Source organism: Pseudomonas gingeri (assembly GCF_013385635.1).
Taxonomy (GTDB): domain Bacteria; phylum Pseudomonadota; class Gammaproteobacteria; order Pseudomonadales; family Pseudomonadaceae; genus Aquipseudomonas; species Aquipseudomonas gingeri_A.
This window is the reverse complement of the sequence record NZ_JACAPR010000028.1, coordinates 87,263-106,271: the sequence shown is the minus strand read 5'-3', so window position 1 is coordinate 106,271 and position 19,009 is coordinate 87,263. Positions and strand designations below refer to the sequence as shown.

General features: G+C 61.8%; 17 protein-coding genes and 2 pseudogenes. 5 read left to right on the top strand and 14 right to left on the bottom strand.

The window, feature by feature from the left end; genetic code table 11:
* Positions 1 to 38: 38 nt before the first annotated feature.
* The 6 genes from HX851_RS28820 to rtcR all read right to left on the bottom strand — a co-directional run bounded on the left by HX851_RS28820 (position 39) and on the right by rtcR (position 7,644).
* Positions 39 to 1,586: an ArnT family glycosyltransferase gene (locus HX851_RS28820; RefSeq protein WP_370590421.1), complete on the bottom strand. Its 1,548-nt coding sequence runs from the start codon at positions 1,584 to 1,586 to the stop codon at positions 39 to 41.
* Entirely contained in the window at positions 1,583 to 3,274 is a 1,692-nt protein-coding gene (gene arnT, locus HX851_RS28815) for a lipid IV(A) 4-amino-4-deoxy-L-arabinosyltransferase (RefSeq protein ID WP_177064141.1), read from the bottom strand. Before arnT ends, HX851_RS28820 begins: the two co-directional genes overlap by 4 nt.
* A 316-nt stretch (positions 3,275 to 3,590) precedes the next feature.
* Positions 3,591 to 4,262, bottom strand: coding sequence for a lipopolysaccharide core heptose(II)-phosphate phosphatase PmrG (gene pmrG, locus HX851_RS28810; RefSeq protein ID WP_369680939.1), 672 nt, complete (start codon positions 4,260 to 4,262; stop codon positions 3,591 to 3,593).
* A 257-nt stretch (positions 4,263 to 4,519) separates the two neighbouring features.
* Positions 4,520 to 4,963 (bottom strand): CBS domain-containing protein, encoded by a 444-nt coding sequence (locus HX851_RS28805; RefSeq protein WP_177055530.1) that lies wholly within the window; start codon positions 4,961 to 4,963, stop codon positions 4,520 to 4,522.
* Positions 4,964 to 5,158: 195 nt separating this feature from the next.
* Entirely contained in the window at positions 5,159 to 5,914 is a 756-nt protein-coding gene (locus tag HX851_RS28800) for a YkgJ family cysteine cluster protein (protein WP_177055799.1), read from the bottom strand.
* A gap of 122 nt (positions 5,915 to 6,036) precedes the next feature.
* Complete coding sequence (rtcR, locus tag HX851_RS28795) at positions 6,037 to 7,644, bottom strand: RNA repair transcriptional activator RtcR (protein ID WP_177064179.1); 1,608 nt, start codon at positions 7,642 to 7,644, stop codon at positions 6,037 to 6,039.
* Between the two features lie 263 nt (positions 7,645 to 7,907).
* On the opposite strand from rtcR, the gene HX851_RS28790 reads away from it, so the two are divergent.
* Positions 7,908 to 9,134, top strand: a complete 1,227-nt coding sequence (locus HX851_RS28790; protein ID WP_439899240.1) for an RtcB family protein — start codon at positions 7,908 to 7,910, stop codon at positions 9,132 to 9,134.
* Positions 9,135 to 9,172: 38 nt separating this feature from the next.
* Positions 9,173 to 9,832: pseudogene (locus HX851_RS28785) on the top strand (RNA 3'-terminal phosphate cyclase); the annotation flags it as partial.
* A gap of 1 nt (position 9,833) precedes the next feature.
* Here HX851_RS28785 and HX851_RS28780 read toward each other — a convergent pair.
* The 3 genes from HX851_RS28780 to HX851_RS28770 all read right to left on the bottom strand — a co-directional run bounded on the left by HX851_RS28780 (position 9,834) and on the right by HX851_RS28770 (position 12,035).
* Positions 9,834 to 10,739 (bottom strand): helix-turn-helix transcriptional regulator, encoded by a 906-nt coding sequence (locus HX851_RS28780; protein WP_177064138.1) that lies wholly within the window; start codon positions 10,737 to 10,739, stop codon positions 9,834 to 9,836.
* A gap of 69 nt (positions 10,740 to 10,808) precedes the next feature.
* Positions 10,809 to 11,504: a fumarylacetoacetate hydrolase family protein gene (locus tag HX851_RS28775; RefSeq protein ID WP_177064137.1), complete on the bottom strand. Its 696-nt coding sequence runs from the start codon at positions 11,502 to 11,504 to the stop codon at positions 10,809 to 10,811.
* 219 nt (positions 11,505 to 11,723) lie between these two features.
* A complete protein-coding gene (locus tag HX851_RS28770; RefSeq protein WP_177055507.1) occupies positions 11,724 to 12,035 on the bottom strand; it encodes a hypothetical protein in 312 nt (103 codons plus the stop codon).
* Between the two features lie 684 nt (positions 12,036 to 12,719).
* Here HX851_RS28770 and hemB point away from each other — a divergent pair.
* Positions 12,720 to 13,694, top strand: coding sequence for a porphobilinogen synthase (gene hemB / locus HX851_RS28765; RefSeq protein ID WP_177055505.1), 975 nt, complete (start codon positions 12,720 to 12,722; stop codon positions 13,692 to 13,694).
* A gap of 111 nt (positions 13,695 to 13,805) precedes the next feature.
* Positions 13,806 to 14,708, top strand: a complete 903-nt coding sequence (locus tag HX851_RS28760) for an NAD(P)H-binding protein (RefSeq protein ID WP_177055503.1) — start codon at positions 13,806 to 13,808, stop codon at positions 14,706 to 14,708.
* Between the two features lie 5 nt (positions 14,709 to 14,713).
* Here HX851_RS28760 and HX851_RS28755 read toward each other — a convergent pair whose 3' ends face one another.
* Entirely contained in the window at positions 14,714 to 15,625 is a 912-nt protein-coding gene (locus HX851_RS28755; RefSeq protein WP_177055501.1) for a LysR family transcriptional regulator, read from the bottom strand.
* 159 nt (positions 15,626 to 15,784) lie between these two features.
* Here HX851_RS28755 and HX851_RS28750 point away from each other — a divergent pair, with 159 nt between their 5' ends.
* Positions 15,785 to 16,879, top strand: a complete 1,095-nt coding sequence (locus tag HX851_RS28750) for a DUF1615 domain-containing protein (protein ID WP_177064136.1) — start codon at positions 15,785 to 15,787, stop codon at positions 16,877 to 16,879.
* Positions 16,880 to 16,961: 82 nt separating this feature from the next.
* Here HX851_RS28750 and HX851_RS28745 read toward each other — a convergent pair.
* The 4 genes and pseudogenes from HX851_RS28745 to HX851_RS28730 form a co-directional block, all read right to left on the bottom strand.
* Positions 16,962 to 17,180: pseudogene (locus HX851_RS28745) on the bottom strand (hypothetical protein); the annotation flags it as partial.
* Positions 17,181 to 17,361: 181 nt separating this feature from the next.
* Positions 17,362 to 17,877: an NUDIX hydrolase gene (locus tag HX851_RS28740; protein WP_177055497.1), complete on the bottom strand. Its 516-nt coding sequence runs from the start codon at positions 17,875 to 17,877 to the stop codon at positions 17,362 to 17,364.
* Between the two features lie 8 nt (positions 17,878 to 17,885).
* Entirely contained in the window at positions 17,886 to 18,602 is a 717-nt protein-coding gene (locus HX851_RS28735; protein WP_177064135.1) for an NUDIX hydrolase, read from the bottom strand.
* A gap of 1 nt (position 18,603) precedes the next feature.
* Entirely contained in the window at positions 18,604 to 18,930 is a 327-nt protein-coding gene (locus tag HX851_RS28730) for an adenylyltransferase/cytidyltransferase family protein (RefSeq protein ID WP_177055493.1), read from the bottom strand.
* Between the last annotated feature and the right edge of the window lie 79 nt (positions 18,931 to 19,009).

Sequence of the window (19,009 nt, the reverse complement as noted above, 5' to 3'; positions counted from 1 at the left end):
GTGCGCGCAATGCGTACCTGCTTCGCGCAATCTACTCTTCAGGGCTCAAGCCCGGGCATTTTCGGAATATACGCCACGCTGCCATCCTCGCGGTTATGGGCTAGCCGCGCGCCGTTGGTGGGTTGGCTGAGTACGACATCATGGTCAGCCGCAAGGTCGTTCAAGGGCGGTGCGTCACCCCCACGAAAGCTGCTGACGATCAACGTGCGTGTTGGGTCCCAGGAATGGCCGCTGGTCTTTTCCAGCCAGTCGATAAAGGCGTCAGTGTCGCCGCTGCGCGGATAGTCCTGGGTTTCCTGTACGTAGTAAAAGGAGGCGCCCTGATTGTCCAGGTACATCGGCAGCTTGTTGTCGACCTCGATCATCACCATCCGCCATTCATCCCACGGAGCCCTCTGGCCGGCCTTGGCCCGTACATCCTCGGCAAACCGGATCGCGCCGCCACCGCCATTGGCCCATGGGTAGATAATGCCGATGACCAGCAGCAGGAACCCCGCGCTCACGCCGAAGCCCTTGGCCCAGCCCGGCCCGCTGATCTTGCCGGCGGTGCGTTTCTCGGCCATGCGCCGGGTCACCCACCAGGCGGCCAGCAACTGGGCGAACGGCACCAGTGGAAGCACGTAGTAGCTGCGCCGGCTGCCGCTGGCGGTGAAGAACACAAACAGCAGGCCCAAACCCCAGACGAGCCAGCGGGTATTGGGTTCGATCTGCTTCCATTGGCGCAACGCCAGCCATAAACCGAGGACCCAGCAGGGTGCCCAGGGCAGGGTGTAGGCCGGCAGATAGATCAGGTAGGTGTAGATCGGCTCCATATGGTCGAAGGGATCGAAAAAACGTACGACGTTCTCCTTGAACACCAGCGCCAGGCCACTTTCGCCATAGGTCGGCGAGCCATAGAAGTGCGACAGCACGAACGGCACCGCATAGACCGTGGCGGCGGCCAGCATCGCGATGAATACCCGTGGATTGATATGGCGTTTCCAGCGTCCTTGCGCGAGCAGGTGCGGCAACAGCACCAGTCCGGGCAGGACAAAACCGATCAGTCCCTTGAGCAGTGAGGTCAGCGCCAGTATCAGGAAGAACACGGTGTAGCGACCCAGTCGCGTGTCATCGGGGCCACGCCAGTACCACCAGATGGCGGCGAGCACGCCGAACACCGTGAGGATATCGGCGGTCGCCACCCGGGCCCAGAACACGAAGTAGAAGGTGGTCGCCAGCATCCAGCCGGCGATCAGCCCGGTGCCCTTGCGCCACAGGCGCTCACCGATCAGGTAGACCAGCCAGATACTCAGCCAGGCGGCAATCACCGACGACAGGCGCAGCGACCAGGGGCCTAGCCCGCCCATCAACCCGGCACTGGCGGTGATCAGCCAGTAAGAGGGCAGGGGTTTGTCGTAATAGGGCTGGCCCTTGAGGTACGGGTCGAAATAGTTGCCTGACTGCAGCATCTGCAGGGCGATGTTCGCCCAGCGGGTTTCCGGGCCCCACAGTTCTCGCGAGCCCAGGCCCAGCAACAGGAGCGCGGCCGAAACTGCCAACAGCAGTACCAGGGCACCTTTGTCGGTTTTCCAATCGTTCAGGTTCATGGTCGGGTTTGCGGGAAGATGATGATCTCGATATCACCGTTCTTGTAGCGTTTTCCATCCACTGGAAGTAGCGCGACTTCCTGCATTTCATCAACGCTCCTGACCCGCATGACCACCCCGACCGAGCCCTGCTTGCGTGCGTCGCTCATCCATTGGCCGATGTTGTCGAAGGTGACGAGACGATTCTTGGCATCTGGGTAATCCATGCCGTATTTCAGTTCGCCAGCGGTGTTGAACAAGTCCACCTGCGGGCGTTGCAGGCGCCAGGAAAGCGCGGCGGCTGCACCGAGTTCATTGCTCAGCAGGCGGTTGGTCTGGCGCAACTCGTCGATATGCTCGGCGATGAACTGGTCGGGCATCTTGTGGCTGATGACACTCGCCGGCATGCCGGCCGGCAACAAGGCCACCAGCAAGGCGATGCCCAGCGCCGGCATGGCCCACAGCGTGAGCGGTCGCAATGCCTGCAAGGCGTTGGCGATGATCCACACCATCAGCAGGATGAACACCAGCGACAGGTTGAAGATCTCGGCGTGGCTGTTCTCGTAGATGTATCGAGTCGCCTGCAGCACGATCAGGCCGATCAGTGCCGCGAGGCCCAGGACCAGATTGAGTATGCCGTTCAAGCGCAATGCCCGGCCCTCGGCACGGACCACACGGTCGATCAGGGTATTGCCCATCATCAGCGCCAGCGGCAGCAGGCACGGCATGATGTAGGTCGGCAGCTTGCCTTTGCTGAGGCTGAAGAACGCCAGCGGCAGCAGGAACGCCAGCCAGAGGAAGCCGGTACCGGCCTGGCGTTTCTCCTGCCAGGCCTGTTTGAACGTCGGCACCAGCATCACCGACCACGGCAGGCACGAGACCACCAGCAACGGCAGGTAGAACCACCAGGGCTGGGCATGTTGCGCGTTGTTCCCGGCAAAGCGCTGGATATGCTCGTGCCAGAAGAAAAAGTGCCAGTAGTCCGGCTCCTGGGTGTGGATGGCCAGTGCCCAGGGCAGTGCGACGACAACCGCCACACCCACGGCAATCGGCCCGCAACGCAGCAGTTCGCCCAGGCGGCGTTGCCAGATCATGTAGGGCAGGGCGATCAGCACCGGCAGCAGCAGGGCGAGAAAACCCTTGGTCAGCAAACCCATGCCACAGGCCAGGCCCAATGCAGCCCAGGCCCAGAGCCGATGACGGCGCTCCTGGCTGTCGAGTGCGAACCAGAAGGCGACCAGGCTCAGGTTCGACCACAGCGTGAACTGCGGGTCGAGGTTGGCATAACCGGCCTGTCCGGCGATCAGGCCGAAACTCATGAACAACAACGCCGAAGCGAAACTCTTGCGTGGATCATTCCACAGGCGGCGGGCGATCAGGTACGTCAGCAGCACACTCAGCCCGGTACTGACCGCCGAGGCGACCCGGACGCCGAACAGGTTGTCACCGAAAACCGCCTGGCCGATGGCAATCATCCAGTAGCCGGCAATGGGTTTTTCAAAGTAACGCAGGCCCATGAAGTGCGGGGCGGTCCAGTTGCCGCTCAGGAGCATTTCCTGGCTGATCTGGGCATAGCGGGTTTCATCGGGAATCCACAGGCCATGGAACATCATCGGCATCAAGTAGAACAAGCCGAAGGCCAGTACCAGTACTGGCAGCGACCAGCGCTTGAGTGTTGCGGGAGAGAGGGGAAAGAAGTGCGTGTTCATGAGTCGGCCTTAGCGGTATATACCGCCACAAGGGTTTAACCAAAGATGAATATCCGCGAGTCTTGATGTTCAATGATCAAGTTGCTCAACAAGCAAGTTGCTCAATAATGAAATCCTGCTGATCCCCGCCGAACGCCAGCCTGCCGCCGCTCAAGTCCGTTGTCGAACTGGAGGCGGTGGCCATGGCGAAGGCGGCGGATCAGCTTCCTGCGGTGAGATGTACTTCCAGCGAAGTTGTCAAAATAGGATGCATTCAACTAACCGCCCACTCCATTGTTCGGATGTTTAAAATTGCAAAGCGCTTATTACATGCCGCTCATATCTTCTTGCCGAGAACGGTTTGCCAATCCTCGGCATTCATGATCCCGAGCATTTTCAATTGGCCGTCGGCATCCACGGAAACAAGCACCGAACTGGTGTATTCGCTTTTCACCGCATGGCGATAGCCCAACTCTTTTTCGAGGTCATCCATACAGCCGCTATGAGTCACCAGTACCAGGTTGCGATGTGCCGCCTTGTGGGCGAGCGCCTCCTCGCCCAGGGCCGGCCCACAACTCAGCAACCAGTCAGCGGTGATCGCGGTTTTGCCGAACATCGCTTGCGCGGTCTGGGTGGTCCGGGTGGTCGGACTGCTCAGCACGTCGGTATTGCCCATGCCGACGGTCTGGAAGGCTTGACCCACGCCGGCTGCGGAGTGGCTGCCCAGTCGGGTGATACCATCCTCGGGACCCAGGCACGGATTGCTCGAACGGTCGCAACGCTCGGCATGGCGGACCAGCACGATAACGTCGCCGGCCTTCCAGTGGGCATAAACACCGGCACTGTTCATATGGTTCTTGACCGCCAGGTCCAGGGGCGATTTCGGCCACAGGACAAAGCCGGTCATGACCAGGGCCATGACCGCTACACCGATCCCCAGAAACATGGACTTGAAGCGGGGTCTGATGGTGCGCGGCAACACCGGCTGCATGGCATTAGGGATAACCACAAATTCACCCATTGGCTGATCTGGCAATTCAAGGGGGGCGTATTTGCAGATTCGCCCGGAAAATGACAATCGCCATCACGCAACTCAAGTGGACGTTGATGACGATAGTGGCAATTTACGGAGGCGCAGGTGGGAGCGAAGTGAAAGCGTTGTGAAAAATTTGGAAGTCCGTCAATCCCCAATATTTCCGCTGCGTCTTGCAGTATCTGGAAACACTTTGCTCGGGGATTGGCGCTGTTTACCAACCGAACGAAAGGCTATTCGCCGCGGATATATTGCTCAAGTTGACGAATCAGGTCGGCCTGTTCGGTGATTGCTTCCTTGACCAGGTCGCCAATGGACAGCAGCCCGATCAACTGGCCATCCTCGACCACGGGCAGGTGGCGCAGATGCCTGTCGGTCATGATGCCCATGCAGGTCTCGACATTCTGATGGGAGTCCACGGTGATGACCGGCGAGTTCATGATCTGGTTGACCGTGGTGCTGGTCGAGCTGAGTCCGCGCAGGATCACTTTGCGCGCATAGTCGCGTTCGCTGATGATACCGACCACCTTGCCGTTCTCGTTGACCACTGGCAAGGCACCGATATTTTTCTCGGCCATCTTGATCAGCGCCTCGAACACCGTATGGTCGTGGCGGATCGTGTAGACCTCCTGGCGCTGGCTACCCTTGAGTTTCAACAGTTCTGCGACGGTTTTCATGGATGGCTCTCTCGTACGGTTCTCGTGCGGTTCTTTTGACACGGCCACACTCCATCGCGACCGTTCTTACAGAATCGTAGACGGATCCCGAGAGGACGATGCAGAAAGCGGCCTGTAGAAGCTGAAAAAACGTCATTGCCCGATCTTTTGGCAGGGACGGCCGCTTTTCACCGGATCAACACTGAGCCAAGTCCCTTAATCGACAGCCTGCAAGGGGATAAAGCGGTAGTAGCCCGCACCCGATGAGGTGACCGCGGCACCCTGGGCGAGCAATGTCCGGCTGCTGTCCTCATCCGCCAGCTGAAAGGCCCATGGCTGTCGCGTGTAGCGGTCAGGTCGATCCGCCGCGACCCGCTCGATAGCGGCCAGGAACGCCTGCATATCGGGCAGGTAAGTGGCGAAGCCGTTGCCCTTGAGGGCGGTGGTCGTGATGCCGAGGTGGGCACAGATCTCCGCTTTGGCGGCGATATCCTCGCGGTCGGCCTGGCGCGAGCGGTCGATCAGCTCGGCCAGTTCCCGGTCGACCAGTTTCCCGCCGACAATCAGCTCGGTGCCTTGCTCCCAGGATTCCGGCGGACAGTCCTTGCGGTCGGTACGCAAGCGGATATGCGGGTTGATCTCCGCCGGATAGATACGGCAGACCAGCGGCCGTCGTTCGTAGATACCGCAGCGGTTGTCGGCGTCGAGGTTGCGGCACGGTCCGTTGTTGTAGGCCGCGAACGTGACCGCCAGCCATGCCCGGGTGGTCCCGCTGGTGACCAGCACGGAGCGACGGTGGGCGTGCTCGAACTGCTCTGCGGCGACGCCATGACCGTTTTCCAGGAATGCCTCCAGCAGCACGATCACCGTACCGCCATCCACCGCCCATTGGCGGGATTCGTCGAGGGTCAATGGAACGTAATGGTCGTTGCAGCATTTGCCGCAGCCCACACAGGAAAATCGTGTATTGATCAACTCGCCACCTCACCCAGCTTTTTTGAACCGGCACTTAGGGCGCCGGCCCCCGTGATTGCACGGGGTTTTGCCTGTGGAGGCGCGAGGTCATATTTTGTTACAGGGCTGTTGAAATAAACTCAGTCGGCGTTGTTCAGTTGTTTCCAGTCCAGGCCGAATCGCGCCAGGTATTTGCGCAGGCGATCGGCATCGTTCGGGTTGGCCTTGGCCTGACGAGAGGCATTGAATAACTGGCGCCCGGCATCCGACAGGTTGCTGGCGTGGCGGCAGACTTCGATGACGGCATTGAGCTGCAAGCGGTCGAACAGGTCGACTTCCACTGCGCCTTCCCCGAGCAGTCGATCCAGGGCGTCCTGGGGTTCGGCCAGGCCCCAGGCGCGGCGCAGGCGCTCGATTTCTTCCGTGACCTGGGTTTCGTCGATACGACCGCTATCGGCCAGCGTCGCCATCCGGGTGATCGAGGCCGACAGCTCGCGAAAGTTGCCGAGCCAGCGGGCTTCACCGGAGCAGGCGAATGTCAGGTAGCGACGGCGGGCTTCCACATTGAAGCGGGCGAGATGACCCTGTTCCCTGGCGTGGCGCTCCAGTTCGAAATCCAGGTTCGGTTCGATATCTTCGCGCCGGTCGGCAAGACCCGGCAGATCGAAGGTCCAGAGGTTGATACGGGCGTACAGGTCTTCACGGAACAGGCCTTCGGCAACCCGGCTGCGCAGGTCGCGGTGGGTTCCTGCGATGATCAGGAAGTCGCTGTCGACTTCCTTGTCGGAGCCGAGGGGAAAGAAACGTTTCTCCTCGACCGCCTTGAGCAACATCGCCTGTTCGTCCAGGCCCAGTTCGCCGATCTCGTCGAGAAACAACAGGCCGCCGTCGGCTGCGCGCAACAGGCCTTCGCGACTGTTCTGCGCACCGGTGAACGCACCCTTGATATGGCCGAACAACGCAGACATGGCACCGTCGCCGCGCAAGGTGGCGCAGTTGACTTCGACAAAGCGTCCTTGGGCCTGGTGCCGGTTGCGCTTGAGCTCATAAATGCGCCGGGCGAGAAAGGACTTGCCGGCTCCGGTCGGACCGATCAGCAGCATCGGTGCGCGGGAGCGCACGGCCACGCGCTCGATCTGCTCGATGGTGCGGTTGAAGGCGGCGTTGCGGGTGGCGATCCCGGATTTGAGGAAAGCCAGACCTTCGAGGCGTTTGTGGCTGAAGCGCGTGGCGATCCGGTCGTAGCGCGACAGGTCCAGGTCGATCAGGGCATGGGTGCCGATGGCTTGTGCTTCTGTGTCCAGGCGCCGGGCCGGGGCGGTCTGGATCAATCGTGCGGGCAGGTAGCGTGCTTCGGTGAGCAGGAACCAGCAGATCTGCGCGACATGAGTGCCGGTGGTGATATGCACGAGGTAATCCTCGTGCTCGATGTCGAAGCGGTAGTCGGTGGTGAAATCATGCAGCGCGGCGTACACCTCCTCGAAATCCCACGGGTTGCGCAAGGTCATGGGATGCAGGCGCACTTCGGTTTCCGGTGATACCTGGTGGATATCGGCACGTACCCGTTCGGCCAGGCTCACGTCCCGGGCATCGGTACCGTGGATCAGCTCCAGGCGATGCACCAGCAGATCCGGTTGCTGACACAGGCCCACGCTCGGCCGCCAGTGGCTCCAGCGGTTGGCGCCCTTGCCGACTCGGTCGAGGTTGGAGCCGATAAAGCCGATGGTGACGCAGCGCTTGGCAAGAATTTTATATCTTGGGCTAAAGATTGATATCAGATGATAGAAAAACCAGATGTTTTCGTCACGGATAAAGTGATTTTGAGTTGTTGATAGAATATAAAATCGTTATAAAACAATGGCTTGATTGTTTTTTTTTGTGATCTTTTTAAACTTGGCACCCTGCCTGCCATAACCTGTCAGCGGGCAAGACGGCAAGGCACAACCAGCCAGATACTTGTCACAGCTCAACAGGACAAGGCCGTGATCTCGGCCATCAGGAAATGAAGAATATGCAAGACCAGACCTACACCCTGCTCGAAGTCGCCAACGGCAAGCCGATCAAGCTCTGGACCCAGGGCGTGCCGGTGGAGCCCGAAGCCCGCCAGCAGTTGATGAATACGGCGAAGATGCCGTTCATCTTCAAGCACATGGCGGTGATGCCGGACGTGCACCTGGGCAAGGGCTCGACCATCGGCAGCGTGATTCCCACGGTGGGCGCCATCATCCCGGCGGCGGTCGGGGTGGATATCGGTTGCGGCATGATCGCCGCCTGCACCTCGCTGACCGCCAGTGATCTGCCGGACAACCTGCATGGCTTGCGCACGGCCATCGAACGGGCAGTGCCCCATGGTCGCAGCAGCACTCGCGGCGGGCGGGACAAGGGCGCCTGGGACAACGTGCCGACCCCGGCCGATCTGGCGTGGTCGGCGCTGGAATCGCGATTCAAGGCGATCACCGACAAGTACCCGAAACTGGAAAAGACCAACCACCGCAACCACCTGGGAACCCTGGGTTCGGGCAACCACTTCATCGAGGTTTGCCTGGATGAAGCCAACCGCGTCTGGTTCATGTTGCACAGCGGTTCGCGGGGTGTCGGCAACGCCATCGGCAACCTGTTCATCGAGCTGGCCCGGGCCGATATGCGCGAGCACATCGCCAACCTGCCGGATCGGGATCTGGCGTACTTCGAAGAAGGCAGCCAGCATTTCGCCGATTACGTCGAAGCGGTCGGCTGGGCCCAGGATTTCGCCCGGCAGAACCGCGAGGTGATGATGCAGGCGGTGATCGCGGCGACACGTCAGGTGATTCGCAAGCCGTTCGAGGTGGCGCTGGAAGCGGTGAACTGTCATCACAACTACGTGCAGAAAGAGCGGCACTTCGGTGAGGAAGTCCTGGTGACCCGCAAGGGCGCGGTCTCGGCGAAGAAGGGTGAGCTGGGGATCATTCCCGGTTCCATGGGGGCCAAGAGTTTCATCGTCCGTGGGCTGGGCAATGAAGAGTCGTTCTGCTCCTGCAGTCATGGCGCCGGCCGGACCATGAGCCGTACCCGGGCCAAGCAAATGTTCACCGTCGAGGACCAGATCCGCGCGACGGCCCATGTGGAGTGCCGCAAGGACGAAGCGGTGATCGACGAAATTCCGATGGCCTACAAGGACATCGATCAGGTCATGCACGCCCAGCGCGAGCTGGTGGAAGTGCTGCACACCTTGCGGCAGGTGGTGTGTGTAAAGGGGTAGGAAAGGGTATGAAAGTGGAGCATGCAGAACGACACCCGCTGAACCTCGCCTGGTTGCCGTTGTTGCGAAAAATGGGGGCGAAGGTCGAGTTGCAGCTCTTGCGTCATGGTTTCGTGCCAGCCGGAGGCGGAGCGCTGGAGGTTTTTATCCAGCCGTCGACGCTGGCGGTGATGGCGGTGATGGCGGTGATGGCGGTGATGGCGGTGATGGCGCTGAACGAGCGCGGTGTCGTGCTTGCAAGCGAAGCCCGTGTGTTGATCGGTGGCATCGACCAGTCGGTGGCCGAGCGCGAGCTGACCAGGGTCGGCAATCGTCTGGATATTGCCCGCGAATCCTGTTCGACGGTGCGCGTCGATTCGGCTGAGAGCCCTGGCAACGTGCTGTTGCTGGAGTACCGCTGTGAACAGGTGACCGAGGTGTTCAGTGCATTCGGGCAAGTAAACCTGCGGGCGGAGGCCGTCGCCGATACGGCGGTCAATGCTGCCAGGCTCTGGTTGAACAGCAGCGCCGCGGTGGGTGAGCATCTGGCCGATCAACTGCTGCTGCCCATGGCGTTGGCCGGCGGCGGGAGCTTTACCACGCCGGGCATGACCGAGCATCTGTACAGCAATATCCGGGTGATCGAGGCCTTTCTGCCTCTCAGGATTGCCTGCACGACGGCGGCGGACGGTGTGTTGCAGGTTGAGTGTCGAGCCTGACTCAGGGTGCTTGCCGGCGTCGGCGGAACTGGCTCGGCGGCAGGCCCTGGGTGGCCTTGAAACGCCGTGAGAAGTAAGCCTCGTCGGCAAACCCGCACAATTGCGCAATCTGGCTCACCGGCCTGTCGCTGTTGAGCAGGTGAGTACGCGCCAGGTGCATGCGGCGCTCCAGGACCAGTTCGGAAAAGGTGTTGCCGGTCTCCTTGCGCAGCAGGTGCGTCAGGTAGTTGGGCGACAGAAAGGCCGCTTCGGCGGTGTCCTTGAGGTTCAGCGTCGGGTCGGCGATATGCTCGCGCAGGTAGCTGGAGACCCGCGCCAGTGCATCGCGCCGGCCACGTCGGGCGGCCTTGTTCGCCGACAGGGCCAGCAACTCGTCGGCATACAGGCTGCAGACCTTGCCGGTCAGTTGCAGCAGGCAGCCTTTGAGGGCCTGGCGGGTGCCGAGGTCGCGCCCCTTGTCCAGTTCGCGCATTTTTTCCAGCAGGTCGAGGACTTCGGCGAAGTCATGATCGGCGAGGATGAAGTCCAGATGTTCCTGATGCTGGAACGGCGACAGCTCCGGCAGGTCGTGGATTGAAAGGTCTTCCAGGTCCAGCGGATCGCAGTCCAGGTGAGGCAGGAAAAACGCCTGGGAAAAATTGATCAGGACAAAGTTGCCGTCTTCCGGGTGCGGGATCAGGTGCAGGCGATGGGGCAGGATGAAAGCCAGGGCCTGGTGCGGATAAGGCCGGATGGCACCACCGATGTGCTGCACGGTATCGCCGCCGAGGTTGATCTGGATCTGGAAGTAGTCATGCCGGTGCGGGGTGACGATGGCCGGGCGGGCCTGCTTGTCGCGGATATAGAAGTCCGGGCGGTCGCTGCGTTGCTGCATGCCATAGGTGCGCACACGGGAAGGGCTCGGCATCGACACGGTCCTTGATGACTGAAACGGGATATCGCCATTCTAGGGTAATGACGACATCCCGGTCACCGATCAGCGCTGGCCGATGATCAACTCGAAGCTGGCGATACCCTCGATCCCCGCGCTGACCCGGTCGCCCGCCACCAGTGCGCCGATGCCCGCCGGCGTGCCGGTGAAGATCAGGTCGCCGGCCTGCAGCTCGACCGAATGCGACACATGGCTGATCACGTCGCGGACCGACCAGATCTGGTCCGCCAGGTCGCCGCGCTGGCGTTCGACATCATTAACCTTCAACCAGATGGCGCCGCTGTCCGGATGTCCCAGTGCCGTGGCCCGGCGCAAGGCGGTGCAGGGTGCCGACTGGTCGAAGCCCTTGCCCCAGTCCCAGGGCCGGCCGAGTTTCTTGGCCTCGGTCTGGATGTCCCGGCGGGTCAGGTCGAGGCCGACGCCGTAGCCCCAGACATGGGCGAGTGCGTGGGCCGGGTCGATCGCCGTGCCTCCCTCGCCGATAGCCACCACCAGTTCGATTTCGTGGTGCAGTTCCCGGGTCAGGGGCGGGTAGGCGATCACGCCGGTGGCAGGCACCACCGCATCGGCGGGTTTCATGAAAAAGAACGGCGGTTCACGGTCGGGATCATGGCCCATTTCCCGGGTATGTTCGGAGTAGTTGCGGCCGACACAGAACACCCGGCGGATCGGAAAACGTGCCGACTCGCCTTCGACGGCCAGGGATGGGATGGCGTGGGGGGCGAATACAAAATCGCTCATGGTCTTTCTCCTCGTGGAAATCCGGCCGTGGGTTATTGGCCATGGCTCAAGTCTGGAGGAGCAGGGGCGCCGGAACTTGGACAAATCCAGCAGGCTCCTGGACTTTCCAAGGCAGTCAGGAATGAGGGGAGATCGACACGGGGTTGCAGGAGCACAAAACCCGGCGATGGCCGGGTCTTGTGTGACTCATTCAGCACGCTGCGCGGTTGCAGCGAACCGTCAGGCGCTCTTCGCGAGGGCCTGGTGGGAAGCCCATTCGGCTTTCAGCGCTTGCAGGACACGGCCCATGAAGTCCTGGTCCGCCGCCGCTTTCTTGCCAACATAGCCCTGGCCGCGACGGTACATCTTGAGGCAGGCGAACAGCTCGGGACGGGCCTGGCTGAAGGCGCGCTCGTCGGTGTAGGGCGAGCGGGCGTCGAGCCTGACATCCCCGGCCTGGTTGATCCAGAGGATATGGTCGTCGTGGCTGTCCTTGCGCGATGCGAACAGTCGAGCCAGTTGATCGATAGTCGGTTGATTGTTCAGATTCATGTTAAAGCCCCTTTGACCACTCGTTAATCTGTCTGGTTTACGTGTGCATCGTTGCCAAGACGGCGAATTGCTGCGGTGCCATGCGCGGACAGTGGTGTCCGTGGACGTGGCGCCGGCCCTGGGCGTGAACGTGTAGCGCAGGTGAAACGCCGCTACACACAACATTCCAACGATAAGAAGCAACAGCGCAATCCTTGAACGGCGCCGACGACAGTAACGAAGTCAGCCACAAGCATTTTGAGGACGTTAGGCCAGTGCTTCTCGCCCGTTGGGACGATCACGACAGGTCAGCTTCATCAATCTGCCTTGTGGGCAGTACAGATCCGGAACAGCTCGACGGCTTGTCGAGCCTGTTGTAACAACAGCTTTTGCAGCGCTCCCGATCGGGGAGACGGGTCCATCATGCAAGTGCGCAAAGCTGTCGTCAATCATTTTGTAGTGAATATTTTAAAGCACTACATATTGCAAATCGGCAATTTCCGACAACATTGGAAAAGGGCCAAATGGACGAAATATGACCGGCTGGTCTCAGTTTTACGGGGCTTGGGCGGATAGCTCTGTGTTTGCAGGGTCGACACACTGTTACAGCCGGCGTAACAGAGCTTTTTCGATCTGCCCATGTAAAATGGCGGGGTACTGTCCTAAGCTCGGCAGCTTCTGCAACCGTCTGCCTCAGGAAACACGATGTCCCAGCTATTTCCGACCACGCGTCTGCGCCGCCTGCGCCGAAACGAAAGCCTGCGCGGGCTGTTCCAGGAAACCGAGTTCAGCCTCAACGACCTGGTGCTGCCGATCTTCGTCGAGGAGGGCATCGACGATTTCGTGCCCATCACCAGCATGCCCGGGGTGATGCGTATCCCGGAAAAGAAACTGGCGAGTGAGATCGAGCGTTATGCCCGTGCCGGGATCAAGTCGGTGATGACGTTTGGCGTGTCCCATCACCTGGACGCGACCGGCAGCGATACCTGGAACGAGCAGGGCCTGGTGGCGCGCATGGTGCGGATCTGCAAGGACGCGGCACCGGAAATGGTGGTGATGTCCGACACCTGCTTCTGCGAGTACACCTCCCACGGTCATTGCGGCGTGCTGCACGGCGACGCGGTCGACAACGATGCGACCCTGGAAAACCTCGGGCGCCAGGCGGTGGTGGCGGCGCGGGCGGGGGCGGACTTCATTTCGCCGTCCGCGGCCATGGACGGCCAGGTCCGGGCGATTCGTAGCGCCCTGGATGCCGCCGGCTTTCTCGACACCTCGATCATGGCGTACTCGACCAAGTTCGCCTCGGCGCTTTACGGACCGTTCCGCGAAGCCGGTGGCACGGCCCTCAAGGGCGATCGCAAGGCCTACCAGATGAACCCGATGAACCGCCGCGAAGCGGTACGCGAGTCGCTGCTGGACGAGCAGGAAGGTGCCGATGCGCTGATGGTCAAGCCGGCCGGTGCCTACCTCGACATCATCCGCGATATCCGCGAAGCCTCGCGCCTGCCGCTGGCGGCGTACCAGGTCAGCGGCGAATACGCGATGATCAAGTTCGGCGCCCAGGCCGGGGCCATCGACGAACATCGCGTGGTTCGCGAAAGCCTCGGGGCGATCAAGCGTGCCGGCGCGGACATCATCCTCAGTTACTTCGCCATGGACATCGCCCGCGACGGAATCTGAATCGCGTCGAAGTTGCAGCGCCGTTGCCCGGTTTGTGTGTTCACGGCAGGCGAACAATCGACAGGCCCGGCGGGGTTAGGCTGCGGCCCTCATTACTCAGAGGGTCAAACCATGTATGTCATCACCGGTGCAACCAGTCGTACAGGTCATCAGATCGCCCGCCGTCTCCTGGCAGCGGGCCAGCCGGTGCGGGTGATCGGTCGTAGCGCCGAACGCCTGCAAGTGTTTGTCGAGCTCGGCGCCGAAGCCGTCGTGGCCGAGCCCACGGATGCCGTGGCGCTGACCCGGGCCTTCCGGGACGCCAAGGCGGCCTGGATCATGCTGCAGCCGAACTATGTGATCGACAGTCCGGACTTCCGGGCTTTCCAGGATAGCGTCACCGGCGCACTCTCGGCAGCGCTGCTGCAATCCTCGGTGACCCATGCGGTGGCCTTGAGCAGCTGGGGCGCCGACCTGCCCGCGGGTAATGGCCCGGTTGCCGGGCTGCACGCGCTGGAGCGGCGCCTGGCGGCCCATTCAAGCCTGAATGTGTTGAACCTGCGTGCGGGTTACTTCATGGAGAACACCCTGTCCTTCGCCGACTCGATCCTGGCCGAACAGGCGGTGCTCAGCCCGTTCGATCCCGAGGTGCGGATGCCGCTGATCGCCATTGACGATATCGTCGAAGCGGCCGTTGAGCATCTGCTGCGCCTGGACTTCAGCGGGCAGCAGGCCCTGGAACTGCAAGGCCATGAGGATCTCGGCCTGGGCGAAGCCACCCGGCGGATCGGTCAACTGATAGGGCGTCCCGACCTGGAGTTTCGCCAGATCAGCGAGCAGGCATTCGTCGACGGGCTGTCGGCCGCCGGGGCCTCGGACAGTGTTATCGGCTTGATGTGCGAAGTGGTCGAGGCCATCAATGGCGGGCTGATTCGCACACGACAGCCGCGTAGCGGCAGAACCACGGGTACGGTGCGTTATGAGGATTTTGTCCGCCAGTCGTTGCTGCCACGTTTGGCCGCTCTTCAGGTTTGAAGGCCTCAGGTTTGTAGGAACAGGGGATTGCGCTCGACCAGTTCCTCCAGCCAGTCGATAAACACTCGCGTTGCCTGGGGCAGGTTGCGGCCCTGGGCAAAGAGCACGGAGACCGGCACCGGTAGCGTTCTGAACGCAGCAAGCACCTCGCGTAAGCGTCCGCTTTGCAGATAGGGGCGCACCAGGAATTCGCTCAGTTGCACCAGGCCGAGGCCTTCCAGTGCGCAATGCAGGTAGGCTTCGGTGTCGTTCACGCAGAGCCGCCCGGCGAACTCCACCGAGCGGGTCTGTTGCTCCTGTTGAAACTGCCAGGCTCTCGGTCGTCCCGTCAGTGCCGCCTGGTAGTTGATGATCTGGTGCTGCGACAGGTCTTCGGGTACCAGTGGCGTGCCATGCTGGTTGAGGTAGGTGGCGGCGGCGCAGGTAATCCATTGCAGGGCGCCGAGGGGCCTGGCGATCAGGCCCGAGTCGGGCAGTTGTCCGCTGCGGATCACGCAGTCGACACCCTCACCGACCATGTCGATGGGCTTGTCGCTCAAGCTCAGGATCAGCTCGATATCCGGAAAGCGTTGCTGGAAATCCTTGAGCCGTGGCCATACCAGGGCCTTGGCCAGGGCGCCGGTCATATCGACGCGCACACGTCCGCGGGGCGCGATGCTGGTGTCGCGCAACTGCTCCTCGAATGCCTCCAGCCCGGCGAGCCACTGCACGCAGTGCCGATAGTACTGTTCGCCCCGGTCGGTCAGGCTCAGGCTGCGTGTCGTGCGTTGCAGCAGGGCAAAACCCAGGTGCGCTTCAAGTTGCTTGACCAGGCTGGTCACCGAGGAGCGCGGCAGCGACAAGGCCTGCGCCGCGCGGGAAAAGCCCTGGCTATCGACCACTCGCACAAAGGTGCGCATGGCATGAAAACGGTCCATTCGGTCAGCCTGTAGTCAATGGGATGGCAAGCGTTGCATCCAGGCGGGTAGTCGGGGCAAGGTGTTCGGGCGGCGGTGGAACAGCCGGCCACTTCGCGGGTCGATACTGGACAGCTATTCGCACAAGCATGTCGTCCGTCATCCAGCTCCCGGGAAACCATGCCAATCATACGACTCTCCCTGTTCGCCGTCCTGCTGTCGCTCGCCGGTTGTGGTTCCCGGTCTTCGCAGGAGCCCGTGTCCGGCAGCCCGGCGCAAGTGCGCGCGGATATCCTTCGGCTGTTGCCGGCCAAGGTCACGGACCGTGCCGGTTGGGCCGGCGATATCCAGGTGGCCTTTACCCGCCGGGGCCTGGCGCCAACCATCGAGAACATCTGTTCGGTACTGGCCGTGACCGAGCAGGAGTCCAACTTCCAGGTCGACCCGCCGGTACCGGGCATGGGCAGGATCGCCCGGCAGGAGATCGATCGCCGCGCGGCCAAGGTCCATGTGCCCGGCGTGCTGGTGAGCGCCGCCTTGCAGTTGAGCTCTGCCACGGGCAAGAGCTACAGCGAGCGGTTGAACAGTGCCCGCACGGAAAAAGACCTCAGCCTGATCTTCGATGACTTTATCGGCCGGGTCCCGTTGGGACGGACCTTGTTCGGCGGTTTCAACCCGGTGCATACCGCCGGCCCCATGCAGGTCAGCATTGCCTTTGCCGAAAAGCAGGCGCGGGATTATCCCTATCCGGTGGAGGATTCGATCCGTCATGAGGTGTTCAGCCGACGTGGCGGCCTGTACTTCGGCATTGTGCATCTGCTCGATTACCCGGTCAGCTACCCCGGGTCGATCTACCGGTTCGCCGATTTCAATGCCGGCCGCTACGCCAGTCGCAATGCCGCGTTCCAGAGTGCGCTCAGCCGTGCCGCGGGGGTGAAGCTGGCGCTCGATGGCGACTTGATCAATTACGGCGCATTGCTGCCCGGCGCCACGGAGCTTGCGGTACGCTCGCTGGGCAAGCAATTGGGGCTGCGCAACCCGAGCATTCGCAGCCAACTGGAGCAGGGCGACAGCCTGGCATTCGAAGGCACCGAGGTCTACGCGAAGGTCTTCGCCCTGGCGCAGAAGAGCACCGGTAAGCCACTGCCGCGGGCGATCCTGCCTGGAATCACCCTGGAAAGCCCGAAAATCACCCGCACCCTGACCACGGCCTGGTTCGCCAAGCGCGTCGACGAACGCCGCCAGCGCTGCATGGCCCGGGCGGCGGGGGGTTGAAAAGCCGATGTTCTGCACAAAGAAAAAGCCCGGCTGACAAGGCCGGGCTTTTGGCTGGATACCGCGGTACGGCGACTCATGCACGATTCTGGATCAGGCGATCGGAACCACCTTCGGCAACGCGGCGTTCGAGCAGACGATCGGAACCACCTTCGGCAACACGGCGTTCGAGCAGGCGATCAGAGCCGCCTTCAGCGACGGCTTGTTGAGTGTGGGCGGCCACGGGTTGAGCCGAGGTTGCGGCGAAAGCGTTGACTGCCAGTACCGAGAAGGCGAGACCGAGAAAGAGTTGGCGTTTCATGGTGGTGTGCTCCGGGTGTTATGCGTTGGGTATGGAGCAGAGGTTACGCCGCTGGATTTTTAAGAGAACTTCATTGGGTCGATGGTGACCATCGACGGCAATGATGGACGCGCCGGCATGAGGAGCATGCCGGGCGGATCGGGGGAGGGCTTGAGTGACAGGAGGCTGGAAGGGTGACGGCCTACAGCGGTTCGTTCTCCGCATGGGCGATCAGCATCATGGTCGCCGACAAGGTGTGACCGTCGGTGATCTGGCCGGCGGCAATCATCGTCTTGAGCTCCGCCAGGGTGACGAACAGCACCTTGTCGACCTCGCCATCTGTACCTTCCACGGCTGCGCCGTCAATGTCCACACGGCACACGGCAACCGCGCTGGCAATCAGCGAGGTGTTGCTGTGCAGCAGGCCCAGTTCGGTGACCTTCAGTGCCGGCCAGCCAGTCTCTTCCAGCAGTTCGCGGGCGGCGGCATCGCTGGCGGTTTCGCCGTGGTCGATGGCACCCCGGGGGAACTCGATGGATTGCGCGCCGATGGCCCGGCGTTGCAGGACCGCGAGCATCAGGCGTCCGTCCGGCAGGACAGGCGCCGCGACTACGCCATTGACTGCCTGGGGCTCCTTGACAATGAAATAACCGCGTTGCTTGACCACGTCGAAATAGGGGGTGTGCAGCAGGCATTCGGATTCGGTATCGGGCGTCATGCGGGGCATTACTCCAGAAAACAGCGGTCGAACAGATAGATCGCGTCGGGTTGCAGATTCTCCAGGGTGGCTTGCGGGCGGCCGCCGTCTCCCTGTTTCTTGCGTCCGGTCTCACGCAGGTGGCCCGCTTCGCTCATCTTCAGCAAGCGTTGCCGGGTACTGGTCTTGAGCACCGGTCGCGCCAGCACCCGGGAAAAGATCGCGGTGGCCTCTGGAGCACTGAACTCGGGGCCGAGAAACATCAGTGGCAGGCTGCTGTACAGCGACTTGGACAGTAACCGTTCCTGGGTCGCCGCCACCAGGGCATTGTGGTCGAAGGGCAGGCGCACCGAACCGTTGGCGACGCTGTCGAGGGCGAACCAGGCCTGTTGCTCGTTGAGGCTCGGGGGTTGGGCGACGATGGCCAGGTAGAAGGTCGAGGATGACCAGCAGCGCGGGTCGCGAAAGGCATCGCCGACGGTACCGACCTGTTCGATCCAGGCCAGCGGCAGGTTGACCTTGTCGCTGGCGCGCAGGCGCTCCACCGCGTCGTCCAGGGTCCGGTCGGGCACCGCACCGTTGACCACCAGGCCAGGGAGCGCCCAGTGGCCCTGGAAGGGTTCGGCCTCGCGTTTATGCAGGAGGATCTGCAGGCTCCGGGAGTCACGGCAGTAGAAGAGCACGCACAGGTCGACGGTGTGCAGGTAGTCGCTTTTCTTCGGCGCGCTGGGTGTACGGTCCGGCATATCAAGTCCTGTGTGCGGCATAGAGGCCATAGTCTACCGGATCCATCCCCGGTGCCATCCACTGGGTGGGCACCGTTTCGCCCTGGGCCAGTCGCTGCTCGATCCGGCATACCGAAATCGCCGACGAGCAGTCCGGGCGGACCTGCTCGACGATTCCTTGCAGCCAGCCCAGGCGCCGCTCGTAATCGGCCATGCGCTTGCCGTGGGGATGCCTGAAGGAAGGCACCACCCATACCGAACGGGCATGGCGGGACGCTTCGATCATCACCTGGGCGTGACCGGCGTGGGGAGGATTGAAGGCGCCGCCGTAGACCGCGAGTTCGTACATGATAGTCTCCTTTGGCCTTAAGGTACTTGTCGTGTACCTATGTTGCAAGTGGTGTGTTTTCAGCATGAATAATTACGAT

Bases quoted from the DNA above. Each gene is read 5' to 3' on its own strand.
- arnT (WP_177064141.1), bottom strand. From the start codon at position 3,274: ATGAACACGCACTTCTTTCCCCTCTCTCCCGCAACACTCAAGCGCTGG.
- HX851_RS28775 (WP_177064137.1), bottom strand. From the start codon at position 11,504: ATGAGCGATTTTGTATTCGCCCCCCACGCCATCCCATCCCTGGCCGTC.
- HX851_RS28770 (WP_177055507.1), bottom strand. From the start codon at position 12,035: ATGAATCTGAACAATCAACCGACTATCGATCAACTGGCTCGACTGTTC.
- HX851_RS28740 (WP_177055497.1), bottom strand. From the start codon at position 17,877: ATGACGCCCGATACCGAATCCGAATGCCTGCTGCACACCCCCTATTTC.
- HX851_RS28790 (WP_439899240.1), top strand. From the start codon at position 7,908: ATGCAAGACCAGACCTACACCCTGCTCGAAGTCGCCAACGGCAAGCCG.
- HX851_RS28805 (WP_177055530.1), bottom strand. From the start codon at position 4,963: ATGAAAACCGTCGCAGAACTGTTGAAACTCAAGGGTAGCCAGCGCCAG.
- HX851_RS28735 (WP_177064135.1), bottom strand. From the start codon at position 18,602: ATGCCGGACCGTACACCCAGCGCGCCGAAGAAAAGCGACTACCTGCAC.
- HX851_RS28820 (WP_370590421.1), bottom strand. From the start codon at position 1,586: ATGAACCTGAACGATTGGAAAACCGACAAAGGTGCCCTGGTACTGCTG.
- HX851_RS28760 (WP_177055503.1), top strand. From the start codon at position 13,806: ATGTATGTCATCACCGGTGCAACCAGTCGTACAGGTCATCAGATCGCC.
- hemB (WP_177055505.1), top strand. From the start codon at position 12,720: ATGTCCCAGCTATTTCCGACCACGCGTCTGCGCCGCCTGCGCCGAAAC.
- HX851_RS28750 (WP_177064136.1), top strand. From the start codon at position 15,785: ATGCCAATCATACGACTCTCCCTGTTCGCCGTCCTGCTGTCGCTCGCC.
- HX851_RS28755 (WP_177055501.1), bottom strand. From the start codon at position 15,625: ATGGACCGTTTTCATGCCATGCGCACCTTTGTGCGAGTGGTCGATAGC.
- HX851_RS28730 (WP_177055493.1), bottom strand. From the start codon at position 18,930: ATGTACGAACTCGCGGTCTACGGCGGCGCCTTCAATCCTCCCCACGCC.
- HX851_RS28780 (WP_177064138.1), bottom strand. From the start codon at position 10,739: ATGCCGAGCCCTTCCCGTGTGCGCACCTATGGCATGCAGCAACGCAGC.